We start from the raw sequence: 21,926 nt of genomic DNA, 5'->3' as shown, positions 1-21,926 counted from the left end.
GAATTAATCTTGTTAATATACAGTTTACAAGGTTTTCAACCAATGGACAAATATACGGCTTTTCCTTGACAATCCCTATATATTTATTCATTTTAGAACGGAAGAGGGAAAAGAAAGATACAGCTAATGAATGTGAATAATGAAAATAGTCGTACTTTTGTCACATTTACTGTTTAAAGTTTGGACATGAGATTCTTAAATAATGTCGGGGGTGTTTTTATTCTGCTTTTATTAGCGTTGGGGTGTAAACCTGAGGCGAAGCGGAGCCGTGTGCTTGTGATCCAATCTTTTCGGTGGGATGATAAGAACTATCTGGAATTAAACTCAGATATCCGGAAAGAGCTGGGAAAAAATCGGGTGAATGCGGACATCCGTACGTTTTATCTCGACTGCGAGTGTTATATGGCTGAGGAGGAAGAGGAACGGATGTATAACTTTATCGATACGATCCGTCTTTGGAAGCCCGACATCATATTGGTGAATGATGATCAGGCTACCTATACGTTGATGAAATGCGGCCATCCTTTTGTAAAGAAAGTTCCGGTTGTTTTCTCTGGCGTCAATTTCCCTAATTGGGATTTGCTGGAAGAATATCCGAATGTAACAGGTAGCTGGGATAAGATTGATTATGAGGAGAACCTTCGTTTGATCGATCGGCAAATGGGAAAGTCTCGCATTTATATCAATTATGATAAGACCTCCTTAGGGCAGTTGGCTTTCCGGGAGTTGATAAAAGCGGTCGATACGAGCCGGTATGTGTTGGATTATAATCAATTGGCTTTCCAATTAAATGATCCGGACTTTAAGGTGGATTCCATGATGTTTAGAACCGAGATGAGAATGAAGGCGATACGTCCTTCGAAAAATATAATCCATTTCATGCCTTTTCGTAAAGCCAATGGGGAGTTTTTATTGAGTAATATTAATGGTACCTATCCTTATTGCGTATTTTTCAATATCCGTTATGACTATACATCCGCAGGCTTGTCTAAGATGTTCGTGACTCCTTCATTTACGGCAGTGCGGGAAATCTTTAATATAAACGTGGAAGTTCTGGGAGGCTATTTTTGCTCGAACCGCATACAAGCGGCGGAACAGGCTAGGTTGGCGGCTAAAATTCTTTCCGGTACGCCTATCTCTTCCGTTCCGATCGTAGAGAGTCCCAAAGAGTATCTGTATGATTGGGTAGAGATGCAACGTTTAGGTATTTCAAAGGAAGAGGTCCCTACTAATGTTCATGTCATAAATATGCCTATTTCCGAACGGTATAAGATAGAGGTTTTTATCGCCTCTTCCTTGGGTGTGATCTTATTGTTGGCATTGATCGGTTATTTGTTTTATCTCTATTGGCGGGAAGCAAGACGAAGGAAAGAGGTGCTCGCTAATTTAAAGCAGGAGAAAGAGCATCTTTCTTTAGCGTTGGAAGGGGGTAATATATTCGCTTGGAAATTACAGTCTGGAACTTTCCGATTTGACAATGAGTTCTTTAGTTCTGTGAATATTTCTCCCCGGGAAATTCCTTTGGATGAGCTGTACGAGATGACTCATCCGGACGACAGGCAGAGTTTGCGATCCTTAATTGATTTCATTTGTACGGGTACGATCTCTCATCATATCCTTCAATATCGTTGCGATTTTAACGGGAAAGGTTACCAATGGTGGGAATTTCGTTACGGAAGCTTAGAGGATGCGAATGATGGGTATGTAATTAATGGCTTATGTTTGAATATCCAAAATATCAAGGATACGGAGGAGGTATTGATCTCTGCGAGGGAAAAAGCCGAGGAGTCGGATCGGATGAAGTCGGCTTTCTTGGCGAATATGAGCCATGAGATCCGTACGCCGCTGAATGCGATTGTCGGTTTCTCGAATTTAATGAACTCGGAAGAGGTCTTGGAGCCGGAAGAGCGTGAGCAGTTCGTGAAGTTGATTAATACGAACTCCGACTTACTATTGAAACTGATCAATGATATTTTAGATCTTTCCCGTATGGAATCTGGAAAGATGAGTTTTGTTTTCGATCGCCATGATTTGAATGTCTTGATCAATGAAATCTATTGTACTTTCCAGTTGATGATGCCCGAGGGGGTAGAGCTACGCATGCGTGTCCCCGAGATCCCGGTGGTTGTGGCGGTAGATCCTTATCGGCTGAAACAAGTATTGTCTAATTTTATCAATAATGCCATCAAGTTCACGACTTCTGGCTATATAGAAGTTGGATACTATTTCTGTACGAAAGGCGACTGCCTTCATATCTATGTAGAAGACACCGGTATCGGCATCCCTGAGGAGAAACAGAAGCAAGTCTTTGATCGTTTTTGCAAATTGGATGAGTTTGCGCAAGGCACCGGACTCGGACTGGCGATTTGCCAAGTGATAGCGCAGCGTTTCGGCGGTGAGATACAATTGAAGTCGGAATATGGTAAAGGTAGCCGTTTTACGCTAACTTTGCCTAAAGAACGTATAGGTTGACAAAGCATGGAACAAATAGAGAAACTTTCACGATTTATCAAGGAACATGCGTCGGATGATTTGAATCGTCTGTTGCTTTCCGCCTCTCGTTATCCGGGGATCGATATCCCTTTCGTGGTGGATCAATTAAAATCTCGGCGGCAGATCAAGGATAAACTACCTTCATGGTATCAAAACGATCGACTGGTTTTTCCGGCGAAGATAGCGGCGGAGCAATGTTCCTCGGAACAGACTGCCTTGTACAAACAGAGGTTGGTAGATCCACAGGCACATGTATGTGATTTGACTGGTGGATTGGGGATCGATAGCTATTTCTTCTCCCGGAAAGTACGGCAGGTTACCTATATCGAACGCTTTCCCGCTTATTGCGAGGCGGCTATCCATAATTTCAAGGTGCTAGACGTTGGTAACGTAACGGTATTGAATGGCGATTCTACGGAGTTAATAGATAAGATCGATGGAATAGATGTGTTTTATATCGATCCGGCTCGTAGGGGAGAGGGGAATAAGCGGGTTTTTGCGCTGCAAGATTGCGAGCCGGACTTGACAAAGTTGGTTCCTGTCTTGTTTGGTCATGCCCCTAAGGTGATCGCTAAATTATCTCCGATGGCGGATATTCATATGACGTTGGATTTACTTCCGGATGTGACAGCCATACAGGTGCTTTCGGTGAAAAATGAATGTAAGGAGCTTTTGTTTGTGTTGGAGCGAGGATCGAAAGGCGGGAGTCCTCAAATCTGTTGCGTGAATTTCACTTCGGAGGAAGAGCCGGAATTGTTTGTGTTCTCATTGGTGGAAGAACGGGAAGCTGTCGCTTCCATCCGTGGAGAAGTCAAGCGTTATTTATACGAACCGAACGCTTCCATCTTGAAGGCGGGTGCGTTTAAAGCGGTCGCCACTCGTTTTGGATTGAATAAATTGCATGTCAGCAGTCATTTATATACGTCGGATGAGGTTGTCCCTAGTTTTCCGGGACGTTCTTTTGTGGTAGACGAAGTGGTCCCCTTTACGAATAAACAATGTAAGACCTTGTCGAGGCAGATTCCCCAAGCGAATATCACAGTCCGTAATTTCCCCCTCTCGGTGGATGAGTTACGTAAGCGAACTAAAATTGTGGATGGAGGAACTATCTATCTTTTCGCTACTACTCTGGAAAATGGGGATAAGGTACTTATCAAAACTCATAAGATATAGGATACTGCATGGGCGTTGCAGTGTTACTGCATAGGTGCTGCAGTACTATTGCAAGGCCTGTTGCAGTGATATCCGAAGGGATATAAAAAAAGTGTATGATGTTATCACCATACACTTTTTATGATATGAGGTTTATATTACTTCAATAGATTCGCACGCATTTCCTTAATCTTAGCTTTTGACTCACGAGCCGTATTTATGGTTGCTACCATTCCGCTTAACGGAGCGATTGTAGTTCCTAATTGCTCCAAGTCAGGATAATATTTAGCTAAGTCGGCTGTGATCTGCTGGATGATACCGATACGTTTTTCCATATTCTCGCTCAAACCGGCGGAAATAGCGTCGCCTTTAACAACCAAGCCCGGGTTTGCGTATACAATGGCATATTCTACAGCCATGCCCCCTAACAACTCAAGCTCAACGTCAGCCTTATCATTTTCCATCATAGCGTCGATCAATTTGTTTTCTTGGTCTTTCATGAATTTGCTTAACTCCTCTTTGCTGGCGTTAGCGGGAGCGGACTCTTTCATGATGTCGATAGCGAATGGAATGTCCAGATCCGTAGTCAATTTAACCAATACGTTCTCGATATCTGTAGTCGGCTTTTTCATAGCCTTCAATACGTTCAAGTCTGCGAAGTAGATACCGCAAGCACGTGCTTTCTGGGCTTGTGTGTTCAATTCGGAAACCTTGCTGACCGGCAACATAAAATCAGTATTAGCGACAGAGATCGTAACCTCGCCGGTAGATACTTTGTAAGGCAACTCCGAATCCGGCATATCTTTCAAGAAACGAGTAACCTCGTCTTTCAACTCGGCAGTAAGCAGACCTTTAGATACTTCTCCTGCGATAGCTGCTTCTTCCTCTACTTTTTGCTCAGCGGCGTCTTGTTTTTTACTGCTGTTGCAAGATACCATTCCAAATGTAATCGCTGCTATGGTTAGCAGGCTAACAAAACTCTTTTTCATGTTATTCTTTATTTTTAGATTATATATTTTGTCATTAATCGCTCCCTTTGTTTAAATACTTGCCGGGAAACTCTGCGAAGATAGATATAATTACCAATAAAGCAAAGATTCCTAACATTAATAAATTAAATGTAAAAGTAGAAAATGTATAACCGGCGAATTTTTTCTCATGACTATAGAAAGGCGCACGTCCCCAATTATTGTCCGGTTCCAGATAAATCTGCCCGATTTTAGGATAGATCCGGTTGTGAGCCTCCTTATAGAATTGGGTACTGGTTGAGTTAAGTACCAGTTCCTCAATGGCCGAGTTATGGTGCTCTTTTTTCAAGGTGTTCAACCATTCGGAGCCATGTTCTTGAATGACCTCTTTCCGTTTTTTCTCTAATAACGCCGTGAAATTATCGCTACGGGTATGCAGGGCTTTTTCCACTTTATCCATATAGCTCTCGTAACTCTCTTTGGACGTATAGGGGGCGATACGGGCGGCACGGGATAGTACGGCCAGTTCGTTGTGGATCGTCCGGGTGTTTTCTTCCCGTTTATTCGGGATCAGGTTGAGGCTGTTTATGAGGCTGCGCACCTCGTCGGCATGGACATTCCGGTAATATTGCGCTAGGAACTTTTCTTTTTCGACCGTGAAAAATAGGCGGTTGTAGCTGTTGTTCCGGAATTGTTCCGTAACCAACGCCTCGAATGCCCAACGTGAGGGGATAACCTCACCGATAAGGGGCACTATGTTCCGGCTGGATGCGCTCCTGCTCAAATCGTCGAACTTGACAACTAAGCCGCAAAGTAAAATCTGCGGGATTAAAAGCAGCGGTATCGTTATATAGATCGCTACGATCGAGTTTAAAGATTGCGATAGTATCAAACCTGTCAGGTTGGCGAGGAATGAGGTTGCCCATAGCGTGATCCACCAAGTAAGGAACATCTCGCTTCCGATGCCTATCAATAAATTTCCTACCACTATGAATAACAAACTTTGGATCGCTGAGATACAAAGCAGGTAGAACATCTTTGACGAGAGATAACTGCCTCGGCTCAATCGCAAGAATCGTTCTCGCTTTAGGAGCATCCGGTCCTTGATGATCTCTTCGGCGCTGATGCTTAATCCCGTGAAAGTAGCGACAATCACCGCCATGAAAATGTAGGATACCAGGTTTTTGTTCGCCAGCAAAGAATACCCGTCATCGGGTACGAAGCGGGTGAGCAGGGCCACGATCACCGCCAATAAAGGAGTCTCCAGTAAGGCGATGCACAAATACTGCTTATTGGTCAGCTTGGTTTTTATGTTTCTTTCCAAGAAGATACAGAATTGCTTCCAGATCGAGGGCTTCTGCTGATGATTCGGGGGCAGGGGAGTAGGCTTAACCTCTTGGAACTTCGGGCGGGAAGCTACATATAACTCATGCCATTCTTTTGAAGTTATCTTCCGGATGTTTGTCTGGTTTCCGCTATCGTCTATCTTTTTTGCGTCGATAATAGTTAGGATTAATTCTGGATTGATATTTCCACAAGTGCCGCACACGCTGATATCCTGATCGGTGTAATTGGCGATCCGTTTGAAATAAGTGATCGCCTCGATCGGGTTACCGTCGTAAATCGGGTAACCGCCGGTATCTAATAACCACAGGCGATCGAACAACTTATAGATCTCGGACGAAGGTTGATGGATATTGACAACCACGAGCCGTCCCCGGTGCGTTTGTTCCTTTAACAGCATGATGACCTTCTCGGAGTCGGTGGACGAGAGGCCGGAGGTTGGCTCGTCCAAATAAAGGATCGCCGGCTCACGGATAAGTTCCAATGCTATATTTAAACGTTTACGCTGTCCTCCGCTGATCGTTTTCCGGATTGGAGACCCGACGGCCAAATCCCGGATCTTGCTCAGATCCAAATCCTCCAGTATCGTATTGACACGACCCTCGATCTCCTTTTCGGTCAGGTTTGCGAAACAAAGGCGGGCGGTATACCATAGATTTTGGAATACGGTCAGCTCCTCGATCAGCAAGTCATCCTGAGGCACGAAACCAATCAATTGCTTGCATTCCGGATCACTCAGCGGATGTCCGTTTAGGCATACACTTCCCTCCCCGGGGATAATATTCCCATTTAAGATGCTTAACAAGGTAGACTTACCAACGCCGCTTCCTCCCATGATGGCTACCAACTGGCCGGATTCAAGGTTGAAAGAGAAATTGTGCATACCGTTCTCGCTATTTTTGAAGCTGAACTCGATATCCCTCCCGGTTAATAAAATACGTTCCTTATGCTCATTCTGATTGAATACATCGAGGACATCACTATAATAAACCGGCAAGAATAGCGGGCTTTTGATTACGCTGCTACGTTGCCAGCCATAGAAGATACCGGAAGTAAGCGGGATATCGTTCATGAATACCCGTCCGCTGCCTTGGTAGATAAAGACCATTCGGTCGAACCGGGTCAGTCTCAACACCCGTATCTCGCCCTCCAATCCCCTTCTGTAGATATGGTTGATGTCTTTATCGCTATCATCAGCGTTGATCGTAAGTATGGAGGGAGATTTTTTACCGACAACAAAGGCGTATAGATTGTCGAAGGTATCCGTGTCGATATTAAATATCGTAGCGATCTTATGGAAAATGGCTAAGTTCTCGTTCAATCCTTCATTGTTGCCATGGGCGAACTCCATGAAACGGAGAAGAAGCAATAGCTGGTCTTCCGCAATCAATTTGGGCTTGAGCTGGTTGCATACGTTGATAATAACACTCTCTCTATCGATATCGAAGTCCGGATCATCGTAAACACTTTGTATCTCATCAAATAGCTCCATATATTCTTTATGGGAGCGGATACCAAAGTGACTGGTTAAGTAAGAATTGACGGCCTGACGCGCTTGGTCACTTTCTATTTTTGCCAACGAAGCAAATATAGCGAACAAGTTCAGTAGCCCATTGAGTATAGTTTCATTCATTCATCAAAGTATTGTTTCAAATGTCTTGCAAAGATAAGGTAAGTGAAACAAAAAACAGGTCGAATGTTAGACTTTTTAAGCAGTCAAGTGAATAACATGATCAATAATTGGGCAGAAATCACCCGGATGAACATGGATAACGGGTAAACCGTAGCGTAAGATACGGAAGGCTCGTCACCCTCGACGGTCGTATTGGCATAACTCAAGGCCATCGGATTGGCCATGCTTCCGCATAGCATACCTATGTTGTGGGCGTAATCTAGCTTGAAGAATTGAGAGGCGATGAACCCGACGATCAAGACCGGTACGATCGTCAATAGGAAACCGAGGCCGATCCATAACAATCCTTCGGCACGGAAGACGGTCTCGAAGAAATGAGCTCCGGAGTCGATTCCCAGTCCCGCCAGATAGATCACTATACCAAACTGCCGCATCATCAGGTTCGCGCTCTGGGTGGTATAAGTCGTTAGGTGGAAACGGGGGCCGAACGCACCCATCAAGATTCCAACGATGATCGGTCCTCCGGCGATACCCAGCTTGATGGGGGTACTCATTCCCGGTATGGCAATTGGGATCGCCCCGATTAATACGCCCAGCGTAAGTCCTACGAATATGGCAAGCAGGTTGGGGTTATCCAGCCGTTTCAGCTCGTCTCCCAAGATCTTACCCACGTTATTCACGGAATTGGCCTCGCCTACGATCGTTAGTTTATCCCCGATCTGTAGACGGAGGTCACGGGAGGCCACCAGATCGATACCCGCGCGGTTCACCCGGGTGATGTTGATCCCGTATAGGTTGCGGAGCCGGAGCGAGCCTAGCTTTACCCCGTTTACCCGGTTGCGGGTTACGACGATACGGCGGGAGATCAATTGGCTGTCGATAGCGTTCCAGTCAATATCTTCCTTATTCCAGTCCGTAGTCTCTTGTTCTCCGAAAAGGACCTTGATGGATTCGACATCCGCCTTTACGGATATGATAAGCAAATGGTCTTTTTCCTTTAAGATGGTTTCAGAGGTAGGGATCGTCACCTTTCCGTTCCTCCAGAGGCGGGAGATCACGAAATGTTTCTCTGTCAATTTCATGACTTGCTGGATGCTCTTATTGTAAATAGAGGGGTTTAATACCTGAAATTCCGCTACGTTTGTTGTCGTGTCTTGCTCCTTATGCGTGTCCTGTGTCTTTTTAGCGAATAAGGACCTCAAGATGATAATAGCGAGAATTACGCCTACGACACCTAATGGATAAGCTACGGCACAGGCCAGAGCCATATCCGTTACGTTCCTCGTATTTTCCGGATCCATCTGTAAGAGCGCTTGCTGGGCGGCACCTAGGGCCGGGGTATTCGTTACGGCACCGGATAGCAACCCTACCATAACGGGGACGGAGATTCCTGTTATCCAATGAAACACCAACGTCAAAATCAGTCCTAAAGCGATCACCCCTAATCCCATCGTATTCATTTCCACCCCGCCTTTTTTTAGGGAAGAGAAGAAACCGGGACCTACCTGCAATCCCAAGGTATATACGAAAACGATAAGCCCGAAATTCTGGGCGAAGTTCAGCATGTCCTTATTTACGGTAATGCCCAGATGCCCTGCCATAATACCGGCGAAGAATACAAAAGTAATGCCTAATGAAATGCCGAATATCTTTAGCCGCCCTAAATACACACCAACCGCCGCCACGATAGAAATGACAGCCACGGCCTGTATCATCGAGGGTTCTGCAAGCGTCTCAAGTAACCAATTCATAAGAGTTTCTTTTTTGCTTTAGAAGCGCGAAAATACATAAAACAAAGCAATTAAAAAAATTGTAGTATCTTTGCCCACGAAATAACGATGATACAGGGTGAGGGAAACGATGGTTAAATATATAAAGTGGTTGCTGCCGGTACTTTTTATTGCGTATTATAGCAGCGTCTCGCTTTTTACGCACGTCCATGTGGAGCATGGTACGACCATCGTGCATGCGCACCCTTTCAAGAAGACGGCGGACGGTACTTGCCATCATCATGCCTCTCTGGCGGAGATACAGTTGTTTCATATGCTCTCGTCTATTCACGTGATGGACGGGGCGATTCACCCGTTACGTTTACAATTCTATTCTTTAGAAGTATCTAATCTTTCCGAGTCTCCGGTCTATCCGGATCATGTCACTTCCGTTGAGGGACTGCGATACCTGCGGGCTCCCCCAGTTGTTTGATTACATATCCAGAAATCAATATCCGTTTGTAGAGACGGGGCATGCCCCGTCTCCTCGGCAATTCGTAATCATTAATATTCAAACAACTATTAATCAAGCAATGAATAAGTTTATTACACTTATACTATGCCTGTGCTGTATCTTTACGTTAGCGTGGGCAGAGGGAGACGATCATGTTTCCCTGAATCCTTCCGACGCTAATATCGTAGGTCATATCCTCGATAAGAAAACAGGAGAGCATCTCTCTTTTATCAATGTCTATCTCCACGGTACGACAATCGGTACGACTACCGACGCGACCGGTCATTATTATATGAAAAATCTTCCTGAGGGGAAATATACCTTGGTCATGAAGTCTATCGGATATAAAACCGAGGAGAAGACGGTGAACCTTAAGAAAGGGAAGACATTGGAGATTAATTTCAATGCCGAGGAAGACGCTGTCTCCTTGGACGGTGTTGTCGTATCGGCAAACCGTAACGAGACGACCCGCCGTCTGGCTCCTTCCTTGGTAAACGTGCTCGACTCCAAGGTGTTCGAGACCACACACGCGACTTCCTTGGCCGACGGCTTGAATTTCCAGCCCGGCGTGCGTGTGGAGAACAACTGCCAGAATTGCGGTTTCCAACAAGTACGTATCAATGGTCTGGAGGGCCCTTATACCCAGATCTTGGTGGATAGCCGGCCGATCTTCAGCGCCCTGACCGGCGTATATGGCTTAGAGCAGATCCCGGCGAATATGATCGAGCGGGTGGAGGTGATGCGCGGAGGAGGCTCGGCCTTGTTCGGTTCGTCCGCTATCGCCGGTACGATCAATATCATCACGAAGGAGCCGATGCGCAACTCCGCCCAGATCGCCCATTCGTTGACGATGATCGGGGGAAGCCGCCCGGATAACAATACCACCGTGAACGCCTCGTTGGTGACGGACGATCATAAGGCGGGTATCTACCTCTTCGGGCAGGGCCGCCACCGTGCCTCTTACGACCATGATGGCGACGGCTACTCAGAGCTTGGTAAGCTGGAGGGGAAGACCCTAGGATTTCGTTCTTACTTGAAGACCAGCAATTACTCCAAGCTGACTTTCGAGTACCATAACATCAGCGAGTTCCGCCGGGGCGGTAATTTATTGGATCTTCCGCCTCATGAGACGGATATCACCGAGCAGACCGACCACCAGATCAACGGGGGAGGCCTGAAATTCGATCTTTTCTCTCGCGACTACCATCATCGGCTGAATGTGTATACCTCCGCCCAGCATACGAAACGCCAGAGTTATTACGGTGCCGGAAAAGATCCGAACGCCTATGGTAACACGACGGACATGACCTTTATCGGTGGCGCCCAATACTCCTACGAATGGGACAAATGCCTTTTTATGCCCGCTACCTTTACGGGAGGTGCTGAATATAGCTACGATGATTTGCGGGACGAGATGCTTGGTTATAACCGTACGATCGCCCAGACCGTGCATATCGGTAGTGCTTTTGCCCAGAACGAGTGGAAGAATGATCGTTGGAGTTTCTTGATCGGTGGCCGTTTGGATAAGCATAATATGATGGATCACGTGATCTTTAGCCCTCGTGCGAACGTGCGTTTCAATCCGACGAAGGATATCAACCTGCGTATGTCGTACTCCAGCGGTTTCCGGGCTCCTCAAGCGTTCGACGAGGATTTGCATATCACCGCCGTGGGTGGCGACGTGGCGATCATCCAGATCTCCCCGGACTTGAAGGAGGAGAATTCGCAGAGCGTGAGTGCTTCCGTAGATTTTTATCATCGCTTCGGCCCGGTTCAAGTGAATTTCTTGGTGGAAGGTTTCTATACGGATTTACGGAACGTGTTTATCTTGGAGGAGATCGGCCGTGACGAGGACAATAACCTGCTGATGGAACGCCGTAATGGAAAGGGTGCCCGTGTGATGGGTATCAATCTGGAGGGTAAGATGGCCTATTCTTGGATGCAGATACAGGCGGGCGCTACTTTGCAACGGAGCGGCTACAAGGAGGCAGAGCAATGGAGCGAGAACCCGAATATCACCCCGCAGAAGAAGATGTTCCGCTCTCCGGACATATATGGTTATTTCACTTCTACCTTCACGCCGGTCAAGCGTTTCTCCGCTTCCTTGACGGGTACATATACGGGAAGTATGTTGGTGCAGCACTTGGCGGGTTATATCCCGGAAGATCGTGAGGAGAAGACTCGTGATTTCTTCGACTTGAATCTCAAGCTGGCTTATGACTTCCCGATCTTCAAGTCCGTGACTTTACAGGTAAATGCTGGAGTCCAGAATATCTTCGACTCCTATCAAGATGATTTCGACAAGGGAGCGCACCGGGATGCCGGGTATATCTATGGCCCGGGGATTCCCAGAAGTTATTTCGTGGGGTGTAAGATCAGTTATTAAATACTCGGCGAGCCTCCGCGGGGCTATTCCTCCACTATTCTCTCTATATAATTTGGCGGCAGGGTGGTGCGTGGCACTTTCATGCCGCCAAACCATTTATGCAAAGGCAAATCGAAACCAGTTCCATTCATGTAATTATAGAGGGAAACGCGAAGCCCCTCGCTGAAAAGCTCCGGATCGCAGCCGGAAAGCGCCTCGAACTGTACGTCATTACGGGCGAATCCCCCAAAGGGAGGCTCCGTGACACGGCAACTGTACTCGGCGGGGTGCAACCCCACAGGACTATGTGCTGTCATGGCGAAACGATGCCAAAATCCGGATTGGATCAGCCCTAGCTCAAACATTTGCCGGACTGTTTCCAAGGAATCTATGGTTTCTTGAGCGGTTTGGGTCGGGAAACCATACATCAAATAGGCATGGACCATGATACCAGCCCCGGTAAAGTTGTTGGCGACCCGTGCCACCTGAGCCACTGTCACCCCTTTATTTATCAGTTTGAGGAGTCGGGGAGAGGCTACTTCCAGACCTCCCGACACGGCGATGCAGCCACTTCGTTGAAGAAGGTCGCATAGCTCCTCGGTATAGCTTTTCTCGAAACGGATATTTCCCCACCACACGACGGTTATCCCACGGCGGATAATCTCCTGCGCCATTTCCCGTAGCAAGGCGGGTGGAGCGGCCTCGTCCACGAAATGGAAGCCGATCTCGCCGGTTTGCTCGATCAAGCGCTCCATACGGTCTACCAAAGTCTTGGCCGTATTCGGCTCATACCGTTTGATGTAATCCAGCGAACCGTCGCAGAAGGCGCATTTCCCCCAGTAGCAACCGTGTGCCAAGGTCAGTTTGTTCCAGCGGCCGTCGCTCCAAAGCTTGTGCATCGGGTTGGCCATTTCCATGACAGAGATGTATTTGTCCAGTGGCAAGCCTTCGTAATCCGGGAATCCGGTCTCGTTTTGCCGGCAAGCGGGATAAGCGGGGTTGTCTTGATAAACGACCCGGCTGCCGCTCTCGTCCAAGGAGAAGGTGCGTACCAGTTCCTCTTTGGGGATCGCCCCGTCCAGATAGCGCAACGTTTGGTAAAGCGGGTCCTCTCCATCATCCAGCAAGAGGTAATCGATGTATTTGAAGAAGCGGGTATCCGTGATGGAGCGAAGTTCCGTATTCACGAAACCGCCTCCCATAAGGATCGGGATATCGGGATGTGCCTGCCGTAGCCATTGGGCGAGCCGGAGGGTACTGAATAAATTCCCCGGGAAAGGTACGCTGAAAGCGATCGCCTTGGGCTTGCTCTCGGCGATGTGCTTTTCCAATAGCGGTTGCGTCAGGCGGTCGATAAAGCCGAAAGTTTTTTGGAGGGCTTCCTCGATCTCGTCGAAGGAGGAGGCGCAGCGGCCTAGATGCTCGGCATATCGGCTGAAACCGAAATCCGGGTCGATCGTTTCCCGGATCAAGTCGCAGAGATCCTCCAGATACAAGGTTGCCAGATAACGGGCTTTATCCCGTAATCCCGAAGTACCGAACGCCCATTCCAGCTCCTCCTCGTTTTGGCTCCCGCGATCGCTTTCTGGAAGGTAATTTTGATTACAGATGCGATAAGCGAGAGGATCGTTCTTTCCTTGAAGGAAAGCGACAACGGCGGTTATCGTGTCGATATACCGTTGCTTATTAGCCAGCATCCCCCGGACTTTAGCCGGATATTTACCTTTCCGTCGCTCGATCTCGGCGAATAACTCCCCGAGACCCTGCGTGGAAAACAAAGTCAAGATTGTCTCGATACCCAGATCGGTCTGCCCGGCACGTACACCCTTTGCCTCCAAATAACCTTTTAGGTAAGCCGTGGAAGGATAAGGCGTATTGATCTGCGTAAACGGAGATAAAACCAGAAGAACCGAAGCTAATCCCATATCAACTCAACTAATTTTCAATTATTCAAGCTATTGTTGATAGACTCGATATAGTCCAGAATCTCATCCCGTCCCTCTTTCTTCTCTGAGGAAGAGAGGAAGATCGGAGGAAGCTCTTCCCAAGTCTCCAGTAATTTATCCGTATAGACTTTTAGGTTCTCTTTCAAGCGTCCCTTGCTGATCTTGTCGATCTTCGTGAAGATGATGGAGAAAGGAACCCCGCTCTCACCCAGCCATTCCATAAACTCCAGATCGATCTTTTGCGCCTCGTGGCGGCAGTCCAAAAGGACAAATAGGTTGGTCAGTTGCTCGCGATCGAGGATATAGTTCTCGATGATACGTTTCAATTGCTCCCGGTTCTCCTTGCCTCGTTGGGCGAAGCCATACCCCGGAAGATCTACCAGATACCACTCGTTATTGATAAGAAAATGATTGATAAGTAAAGTCTTACCCGGTGTTTGCGAAGTCATCGCCAAGCCCTTCTTGTTGGTAAGCATATTGATCAAGGAGGATTTGCCTACATTACTTCGTCCGATGAAGGCATACTCCGGCTTATTACCCTCGGGGCATTTCCTTACGTCTGTGTTACTGATAACAAATTCTGCGCTTTTAATTTCCATAAAATATAAATTAATGAATAATGAGTAAATGAATAATGGCGAGACCTAATTCTCAATTTTCAATTTTCCATTTTCAATTGCCGAAAGCCACAGCCCGGCGAACGTGATGCCTCCGTTTACCATAAGCATCTCGTAGCCGAACGTATAGCCTGCGTATTGTTTCACCAAGAAATCCGTGGCGAGGCAAATCAACGGGGAGGCTATACAGATATAGGGCACGTATTTGTCACGGGGGTTCCGCTTCGTGAAAAGCCCGAAAACAAACAGCCCCAATAGAGGACCATACGTGTACGACGCTATCATGTAGATCGCGTCGATAACACTCCGGTTATTTACGGCCTTGAACGCCAAGATGATCAAGACGAACAAGACGGATATCATCACGTGTACCTTTAGGCGGGTACGTTTCGCCCTTTTCGCTTCCTCTCTCTGCACGCCGAGGATATCCACGCAAAAAGAGGTGGTGAGCGCTGTCAACGCCGAGTCGGCGCTACTGAAAGCCGCCGCTATGATACCGATCGTAAAGAAGATCAAGATACTCCCGCCCAAGATCCCCGAGGTACAAAACATCGGGAGGATATCGTCGTTGAGGGTTGGCAACTGGATGTTCCGCTGTGCCGCCAATGTCAGTAGCAGTACCCCCAACGCGAGAAACAAGAAGTTGACCGGCGTGAAGGCGAAGCCATATGTGTACATGTTTTTCTGGGCATCCTTCAAGCTCTTGCAGGAGAGGTTCTTTTGCATCATGTCCTGATCCAGCCCGGTCATGACGATCGTGATAAAGATACCGCTGAAGAACTGCTTGAAGAAGTTCTGCGTACTATGCCAATCGCCAAACTCGAAGATACGGAAATGAGGACTTTCCACCAAGGTCTGCGCCATACCCCCGAAATCCAGTCCCATCTTGTCCTTCACCTGCCAGATGATCACGATCAACATTGCCACGAGACAAAGGGCCTGCAACGTATCTGTCCAGATGATCGTCTTGATGCCGCTTCGGAACGTATATAGCCATACCAGCAGGATACTGAGGATAGCGGTCACGGCGAATGGGATGTTCCAAGCGTTGAACACGTAGGTTTGCAAGATCAAGACCACCAGATATAAGCGTGCGGCCGCCCCTACGATCTTCGAGAGCAGGAAGAATGAGGCCCCTGTCTTGTACCCCCTTCTCCCGATCCGGTCATCCAGATACGAGTAGATGGAGGTAAGTTGCAACTTATAGTATAGCGGTAGCAATACCTTGGCTATAATGATATATCCCACGAAGAAGCCTAATACAGTCTGCATATACGTCATATCGATCGCCCGCACCATGCCGGGTACCGATACGAACGTCACCCCCGATAAGGATGTCCCTATCATACCGATAGAAACGATATACCAAGGTGATTTCCTGTTCCCGAGGAAGAATGCCTCGTTGCTGTTATTACGTCCCGTGATCCATGCTATCAGCAGCAAGACGGCGAAATAGGCAGCGATAATAAAAAGGATCATATAGCTGTTCATGTATTGCTAACTTCTGTCTTCTTCTGCGCAAAGATACGGCTTTACTTTGAAATAACCGGCATATGCGTGGATTCTACCGTGATGGGTTTCTTGAAGCTCTTTAGGTAGTCCATGAAAGCGTCGGTCGATATGATACCTAAATTATCGAATTCCGGGATCTCGTAGCCCTTGAATAAAGAGGCGTCGTACCCGTCTCCGCCATCGGTGATGAAAGCGTCTAGGGTCACCACGCAAGGGGTATTGTCCTCGATCTCGGTCTTTTGCTCGTCTCTCGTATAGACTATTTTCTCGATCTTATTTCCGCTTAGGGTAAGCGTGAGGTCGGAGGATTGAAGGAAACCGTTCGGATTCTTCCGTCCATCCTCCAATAGCTTCTTCAACCGCTTGCCGTCGAAACGATAGGCAACGATAGCGGAGCCGAAAGGCAGGATGTTGCCGGCACGCAATCGGGTGATATCCCCTTTCGGGAGGGCCGCACGGATACCTCCGTAATGGTTTACGCCGATCACCGGCTGATCCTTGTAAGCGGGCATCTCTTTTTGGAAACGCTTGGCGTAAGCGGCCGTGACCAACGCCCCGATAGGCGTATAGTCGAACTTATTGATGGTACGGTCGTGGATCAAGGCCTCTTTTGCCGTGGCAAGTTTCTCGTTCAGCCGATATTTATCCATGATCTTCTCCACGGCCTCTCGCATCTCCGGGTTCTCCTCGCAGGCTACACGCACGGTATCCCCTTGGATGAAAGAGATATCCCGGTGTCCGTTGAAATCTTGTATTTGGAACAGCAGTTTCCCGATATGGGTACCGTTTACGCCGGCTTGGATGATGGGGATGTTATTGATTTTATCGAGCACCAGCTCATGCGAGTGGGCGGATATGATGGCGTCTACCTTATCGATGAACGGCAGTCCTTGGGCGTTCTCCTCGGTGATGCGGTAAGGCATTTTCATATCCGTGCCGATGTGCATCAAGAGGATAATCATATCGATCTGGCCCTCTTTCTTTAACTGGTAGACGGTTTGTATGCAGGCCGCTCCCAGCGGATGCGTGAACTGAAGCCCTTTCAGGTTCTCCGGCTTGGTCTTGACGTAGGTGTCCGTCGTGGTCAGTCCGATGAAGGCTATGCGCAGGGAGGAGCCATCTTTCAACTTACGCTCTACGATACGGTAGGGACTCAACCAGTCGGGGTGAGTATATCTCTTCTCTTCGGTGATATTGGCGGCCACATGGGGGATATTCAAAGCGGCGGTGTCCACTAGATAAGGAAGCCCCCAGTCGAACTCGTGGTTACCGATGGCGGACATCTCCACGTCCATCGCCTCGTACATCTCTTTGATAGGCTCGCCTTTCGTGATCTTGGAGAAATAGCTTCCGCTGAAATTATCTCCGCCTGAGACAACGATGGAATGCGGATAGCGTTGCTTCTCGTTTTGTGTCATTTGTACCAACCGGGCGGCTCCCGGCGTGATCCCGTCGGAGGCGAAAGCCCCATGGAAATCGTTGAATGAGAAAATGGCTAAAGTGTCTATCGAGCTAGACGGGGTGGCGATATCTTGCGCGAATAGGGGAGCGGTTAGCGTGCTGCCTAGCAAAATCGCCGATACGAATTGTTTTTTCAGTCCCATGGTTGTATGTATTAATAGGGACAAAAGTAGGAAAAATAACGAGATTCACCGAGGAAAACGCCCGATTCGTCGAATTCTTTTTGGTCGTTTTAAACCTTCGGCCTACCTTTGCGTCATAGTAATAGCTCGTGAGAGTGAAAGCGAACCGGTTGTTCATCATAACCGGGAAATAGGTAAACATTAAGTCAAAGGGCCGTCATCCGGATAAGATGCGGCCCTTTTGATTTATTCGGACTTGAGGTTGTTTACGGGATTGTCGTGGGTGGTACGGAATACGTTATATCCGGAAACCGCCAGTATGACGGTGAGTACCAATACGCCTCCTCCCACGAATAGATACCAGGATAGCTGGATCTTTTCCGAGAATTGCTCTTGCCATTTCTGGGAGATATAGAAAGCGATACCGCAACCAAGTAAGATGGCCGGCAATGCCATGGTGATGATATCTTTCAAGAAGATATGGAGTATGTCTTTTACCGTGGCTCCGTTAATCTTGCGGATCGCCATTTCTTTCCGGCGACGGTTCACCTCGTCGTTCGTGTATCCGATCAATCCGATGAAGACGATCAGCAAGGTGACGATACCACCGATCATGACGGAGTCACGGAATTTCCGGGAGGAGGTGTATCCTTCCAGCATCTCGCTCTTGAAGGAGATCACGTTGAGTTCTTTATCCGGGATGAGTTGCCCCATTAGATCCTGCGTCTTGCGTAGGGCCTCGGAAGAAAGGCTATGGTACCGAATGACCATATGTTGGGCCGCCCCTTTCGTATAGAACATGATCTTGGCTCGCGGATCTTCTCCCGCTATGGAGCCTAGGCGGAAATCCTCGAACACGCCCCGGATCGTGAAGAGAGGCATCGACTCGGACTTGGTATCGTGTCCGGTTATTTGTACCGTCTTGCCCACGGCTCCATCCTTCCAGTCTGCGAAAGGTTTCATGTATTCAATGAAATTGCGGCTCACCAGTATCTCTTGCGAGGAGGTGGTATTCTCTGTGAAGTATTGTCCTTCTACGATCGGGATTTCCAATACGTTCAGGTAATCGTTTCCTACGTCGTAGAGGTCGGCGATGTTGAATAGTTCCCGGTCGTCTCCCGGAAGATAGACGTTATTGCCCGAGGCTCCCCAGAAAGGAAGGTTATAGCAAGTCGTGATGGCGTCTACCTCGGGCAATCTCTGGGTTTCCTCGATCAGTTTGGCACGCCCCGTGGAGTCTACGGCGCCGATATACACATAGGCGAGGTTCTCAGGATTGTATCCCGGATGATCATTCACCATATGGTCGTATTGCTTGCCTACCACTAGCAATAAGGAGGCGAGGAAGCTGATTGCCGTGAACTGGAAGAACAAGAGTCCCAGTTTCCAAAGGCGGCGTGCTTCACGAATACTCCGGAAAACAGCCGCTACAGGAATGCGTCCTAAGAACCAGCCGGTAGCTATGCCCGTAGAGATAAGTACGACTATGACCGTGAGGCATATCGCCCACATACCCGTGGATAGGAATAACGATCGGACTCCCGTGCCGATCAGCTCCTTTATAATTCCTTGAAATCCTAGGATCAAAAGTACGACCAGCACTAGTGCGACGGTGACGTGGGTCCCTACCTCGGACAACGCCATACCTTGGATATCCTTACCGCTCGCCCCGTAACATTTGCGTACGGCCATCTCTTTCGTGCGGTTCACGATGGAGGAGATCACGATCAATATATAGTTCATTACGGCGGTGAAGATCAATACGAAGGCGATGAACGAGAGGATCAAGGCCATACGTTTGGCCATATCGTCCTCCATATGTACGTTGAGTAGTTTGTGGAAGGTGAAGGTCAGTTCCACGCCGGCTTTCTTAAGGTCGTTTACGGGGAAATGCTTGTCGATCATCTGTCTCATTCCCGCTTCCAACTGGGCCTCTGTCGTACCCGGCGATACCTTGACATAACTTTGGTAGCGGTCGTTTCCGGTTAACATATGGGTTCCGTCCCACATGAACTTGCTGATGGAAGAAAGGGATACGATAATGTCATAACTCTGTTCGGTGTTGTCCGGTAGTTTCTTGAATACGCCGCCTATCGTGAGGGCTTGTCCCGGCGCGTCGTCAATCTCGAAGCGTTTTCCCATCACGTTACCGCCGATACGTTCGGCGATCTCGTCGGATACGAGCACGTACATGGGTTGGGAGAGAACTTGCTTAGGGTCTCCGATGAGCATGGGGCGGGGCAATACGTCGAAAAGACAACTGTCCGCTAGGATGAAGGTCGCTTTGAGCCGATGCTTGTTGTCGGACATCGTAAAAGGGGAGTTTCCCCGGAAGTACGTATAGCGTGTGGCGGCCTCGATCTCCGGTGTCTCTTGTTTCAAGAGGGGGATTACTCCGGCGGGCGTTTGCCCGTGGTCGCCCACTTCCCCGTTCATGAAAAATTTCTCATATACTCGATAGATCCGGTCTCCGTCCGGATAGAAGTTATCGTAGGTGTTCTCGAAGTGGACTTTAGCGATCAGCACCAAGCCGATGGTCAGTCCTATACCCAAGGAGATAATCTTCATTACATTGTGTTGCCCTCTCTTAAAAAGGGAGCGAATTGCGATCCCGATGTTTTTCATATTGTTATTGTATTATTTTCCGGTAAGATAAAATCAAATACCGTGCCATTGTGTTTATGTGGTTGAAAAACAGAGGGGTGAGTAGCGTATGATTATTTATGAGTGTCCAATAATTGGACAAGGGTGTCCAGATTTTGGACACCTTTGTTTAATACCTTTTCTCAATAGAGGCTCCGGGGAAATAATGCGTGAGGATTTTCCGGTACGAATACCCTTTGGCTCCCATCACGGCGGCTCCGATCTGGCAAAGCCCTACGCCATGTCCCCATCCGGCTCCTGTCAAGATGAAGCGGGAGGGGATATCAAGGCGGATATCCTTCTTATCGACAACAAAGGCCGAGCTGTATAGATGCGTCTCGGATAATGTCCGGCGTATCTCAAGCTCTTTGCCGATGGTGAACGAACGGCGTACCCCTACGATCTTGAGTTTCGTGATACGTCCGGACGAACCTCTTTCCAACGGTACAAGATCGATGATCGGCCCGAAATCCATACCCGTTTTCCGGTGGATCAACCCCGATAGTTCCTCTTGCGTGTATTCTACTTTCCAACGGTAGAAATCCGTGGTCTCTTGATCGTAGTTGTTTAGCACTTGGCTAAGGATCTCCTTGTCCGTCGTATTACAGAAGGCTTCGGGTGAGGTACGTATCCATTGTTCCGCTTCCCGCTCGTCCGTCAGGTCGGGATAGGCGGGAGTCTCGCCGTCCCTCAATGCGGTAAGATAGGAGTGGGGAACCGGTTCCCAGCAATTCTCGAATTTCTCGGTCACGCCTCCGCAGCATTTCGAGAAGCGGGCGTCGCAGATCGTATCGTTATCCATCAATACCTCTCCACGTGTCTCTTTGATCACCTCCCTGACTATCGGGTTCGATGCCCGGGTAATACCTTGGTAACGCTGGCAATGGTCGTCGGCACAGACATCGAACAGATCATGGTCCTCCCGGTCGTACCAGCGGATCAAGGTCTCGTTGTTGCGGTAACAACTTTTATAGGGCGTAACCGATCCGTTCAAGTTGAAATTCTTCTCGACCTGTGCCAAGAGCCAGCTTCGCGAGATCACGGCATGGGCTTTCAGCAACTCTTTGGAAGCGTTGGCGCTCATCTCCGAGGAGATTACGCTGGTAAGGTATTCCTCCACGTCCACTTGGTTGATCGTGACGATACCTTTATCGGTCGCCACGAGGTTCAACGCTCCCTTGAAGCGTTGATCCTCCTGTCGTTGCCAGTGAAAATCCACGCCGATCGTGACCGCCTTCAAGTCGAAAGAGGATTGCGGGCTGGTCGGCTCGAAGAATAGCTCCTGATAAAGCTTCCCATTGTACACGATCTTGCCGTTTACCCAGAGGGCACGTTGCTCGCCTATGGTGAACGTGCCGGTTTCCGTATGTACATACTCCTCGTTAAAAACAAATGAGATTGCTTTGTGGGTCATGATTCCCACATTGATTACAGGTGCTTCCATATC

At 48.2% G+C, this 21,926-nt stretch carries 13 protein-coding genes; 4 read left to right on the top strand and 9 right to left on the bottom strand.

The features are described 5' to 3' along the window. Positions 1-186: 186 nt before the first annotated feature. Both ACESPU_RS02040 and ACESPU_RS02035 read left to right on the top strand, forming a co-directional pair. A complete protein-coding gene (locus tag ACESPU_RS02040) occupies positions 187-2,472 on the top strand; it encodes a HAMP domain-containing sensor histidine kinase (protein ID WP_057327174.1) in 2,286 nt (761 codons plus the stop codon). 6 nt (positions 2,473-2,478) lie between these two features. Next, positions 2,479-3,666 carry a class I SAM-dependent methyltransferase gene (locus tag ACESPU_RS02035; RefSeq protein WP_158533016.1) on the top strand — a complete coding sequence of 396 codons (1,188 nt, stop codon included), beginning with the start codon at positions 2,479-2,481 and terminating at the stop codon, positions 3,664-3,666. A gap of 137 nt (positions 3,667-3,803) precedes the next feature. Here the strand turns inward: ACESPU_RS02035 and ACESPU_RS02030 are convergent, their stop codons facing one another. The 3 genes from ACESPU_RS02030 to ACESPU_RS02020 form a co-directional block, all read right to left on the bottom strand. Further along, complete coding sequence (locus ACESPU_RS02030) at positions 3,804-4,634, bottom strand: hypothetical protein (protein WP_057327167.1); 831 nt, start codon at positions 4,632-4,634, stop codon at positions 3,804-3,806. 34 nt (positions 4,635-4,668) lie between these two features. Then, the gene (locus ACESPU_RS02025; protein WP_158533017.1) at positions 4,669-7,590 is read right to left on the bottom strand and encodes an ATP-binding cassette domain-containing protein; all 2,922 of its coding nucleotides are present in this window, start codon (positions 7,588-7,590) and stop codon (positions 4,669-4,671) included. An 83-nt stretch (positions 7,591-7,673) separates the two neighbouring features. Continuing rightward, positions 7,674-9,341 carry a putative transporter gene (locus ACESPU_RS02020; protein WP_005868157.1) on the bottom strand — a complete coding sequence of 556 codons (1,668 nt, stop codon included), beginning with the start codon at positions 9,339-9,341 and terminating at the stop codon, positions 7,674-7,676. Between the two features lie 97 nt (positions 9,342-9,438). Here ACESPU_RS02020 and ACESPU_RS02015 point away from each other — a divergent pair, with 97 nt between their 5' ends. Both ACESPU_RS02015 and ACESPU_RS02010 read left to right on the top strand, forming a co-directional pair. Next, positions 9,439-9,792 carry a hypothetical protein gene (locus ACESPU_RS02015; RefSeq protein ID WP_005868159.1) on the top strand — a complete coding sequence of 118 codons (354 nt, stop codon included), beginning with the start codon at positions 9,439-9,441 and terminating at the stop codon, positions 9,790-9,792. Between the two features lie 100 nt (positions 9,793-9,892). After that, positions 9,893-12,199 carry a TonB-dependent receptor domain-containing protein gene (locus ACESPU_RS02010; protein WP_373133107.1) on the top strand — a complete coding sequence of 769 codons (2,307 nt, stop codon included), beginning with the start codon at positions 9,893-9,895 and terminating at the stop codon, positions 12,197-12,199. A gap of 23 nt (positions 12,200-12,222) precedes the next feature. Here the strand turns inward: ACESPU_RS02010 and ACESPU_RS02005 are convergent, their stop codons facing one another. The 6 genes from ACESPU_RS02005 to ACESPU_RS01980 form a co-directional block, all read right to left on the bottom strand. Continuing rightward, positions 12,223-14,103, bottom strand: coding sequence for a radical SAM protein (locus ACESPU_RS02005; protein ID WP_373133106.1), 1,881 nt, complete (start codon positions 14,101-14,103; stop codon positions 12,223-12,225). 17 nt (positions 14,104-14,120) lie between these two features. After that, the gene (gene yihA / locus ACESPU_RS02000) at positions 14,121-14,723 is read right to left on the bottom strand and encodes a ribosome biogenesis GTP-binding protein YihA/YsxC (RefSeq protein ID WP_005856199.1); all 603 of its coding nucleotides are present in this window, start codon (positions 14,721-14,723) and stop codon (positions 14,121-14,123) included. A 45-nt stretch (positions 14,724-14,768) separates the two neighbouring features. Next, positions 14,769-16,232, bottom strand: a complete 1,464-nt coding sequence (locus ACESPU_RS01995; RefSeq protein WP_250788171.1) for a sodium:solute symporter — start codon at positions 16,230-16,232, stop codon at positions 14,769-14,771. Between the two features lie 41 nt (positions 16,233-16,273). After that, positions 16,274-17,857: a bifunctional UDP-sugar hydrolase/5'-nucleotidase gene (locus ACESPU_RS01990; RefSeq protein WP_373133105.1), complete on the bottom strand. Its 1,584-nt coding sequence runs from the start codon at positions 17,855-17,857 to the stop codon at positions 16,274-16,276. A gap of 225 nt (positions 17,858-18,082) precedes the next feature. After that, the gene (locus tag ACESPU_RS01985; RefSeq protein ID WP_146334320.1) at positions 18,083-20,461 is read right to left on the bottom strand and encodes an ABC transporter permease; all 2,379 of its coding nucleotides are present in this window, start codon (positions 20,459-20,461) and stop codon (positions 18,083-18,085) included. A gap of 148 nt (positions 20,462-20,609) precedes the next feature. Further along, on the bottom strand, positions 20,610-21,923 hold the full coding sequence (locus ACESPU_RS01980; protein WP_287535185.1) for a SpoIID/LytB domain-containing protein: 1,314 nt from the start codon (positions 21,921-21,923) through the stop codon (positions 20,610-20,612). Between the last annotated feature and the right edge of the window lie 3 nt (positions 21,924-21,926).

Origin of the sequence: Parabacteroides sp. 20_3 (assembly GCF_964238835.1) — a bacterium.
Classification (GTDB): Bacteria; Bacteroidota; Bacteroidia; order Bacteroidales; family Tannerellaceae; genus Parabacteroides; species Parabacteroides distasonis.
The sequence above is the reverse complement of the archived record's forward strand: the minus strand, read 5'-3'. Positions and strand labels throughout refer to the sequence as shown.

Coding starts and splice junctions, on each gene's coding strand:
- ACESPU_RS01990 (WP_373133105.1), bottom strand. CDS start 17,857: ATGGGACTGAAAAAACAATTCGTATCGGCGATTTTGCTAGGCAGCACG.
- ACESPU_RS02030 (WP_057327167.1), bottom strand. CDS start 4,634: ATGAAAAAGAGTTTTGTTAGCCTGCTAACCATAGCAGCGATTACATTT.
- ACESPU_RS02025 (WP_158533017.1), bottom strand. CDS start 7,590: ATGAATGAAACTATACTCAATGGGCTACTGAACTTGTTCGCTATATTT.
- yihA (WP_005856199.1), bottom strand. CDS start 14,723: ATGGAAATTAAAAGCGCAGAATTTGTTATCAGTAACACAGACGTAAGG.
- ACESPU_RS01980 (WP_287535185.1), bottom strand. CDS start 21,923: ATGGAAGCACCTGTAATCAATGTGGGAATCATGACCCACAAAGCAATC.
- ACESPU_RS01985 (WP_146334320.1), bottom strand. CDS start 20,461: ATGAAAAACATCGGGATCGCAATTCGCTCCCTTTTTAAGAGAGGGCAA.
- ACESPU_RS02005 (WP_373133106.1), bottom strand. CDS start 14,103: ATGGGATTAGCTTCGGTTCTTCTGGTTTTATCTCCGTTTACGCAGATC.
- ACESPU_RS02035 (WP_158533016.1), top strand. CDS start 2,479: ATGGAACAAATAGAGAAACTTTCACGATTTATCAAGGAACATGCGTCG.
- ACESPU_RS02010 (WP_373133107.1), top strand. CDS start 9,893: ATGAATAAGTTTATTACACTTATACTATGCCTGTGCTGTATCTTTACG.
- ACESPU_RS02040 (WP_057327174.1), top strand. CDS start 187: ATGAGATTCTTAAATAATGTCGGGGGTGTTTTTATTCTGCTTTTATTA.
- ACESPU_RS01995 (WP_250788171.1), bottom strand. CDS start 16,232: ATGAACAGCTATATGATCCTTTTTATTATCGCTGCCTATTTCGCCGTC.
- ACESPU_RS02020 (WP_005868157.1), bottom strand. CDS start 9,341: ATGAATTGGTTACTTGAGACGCTTGCAGAACCCTCGATGATACAGGCC.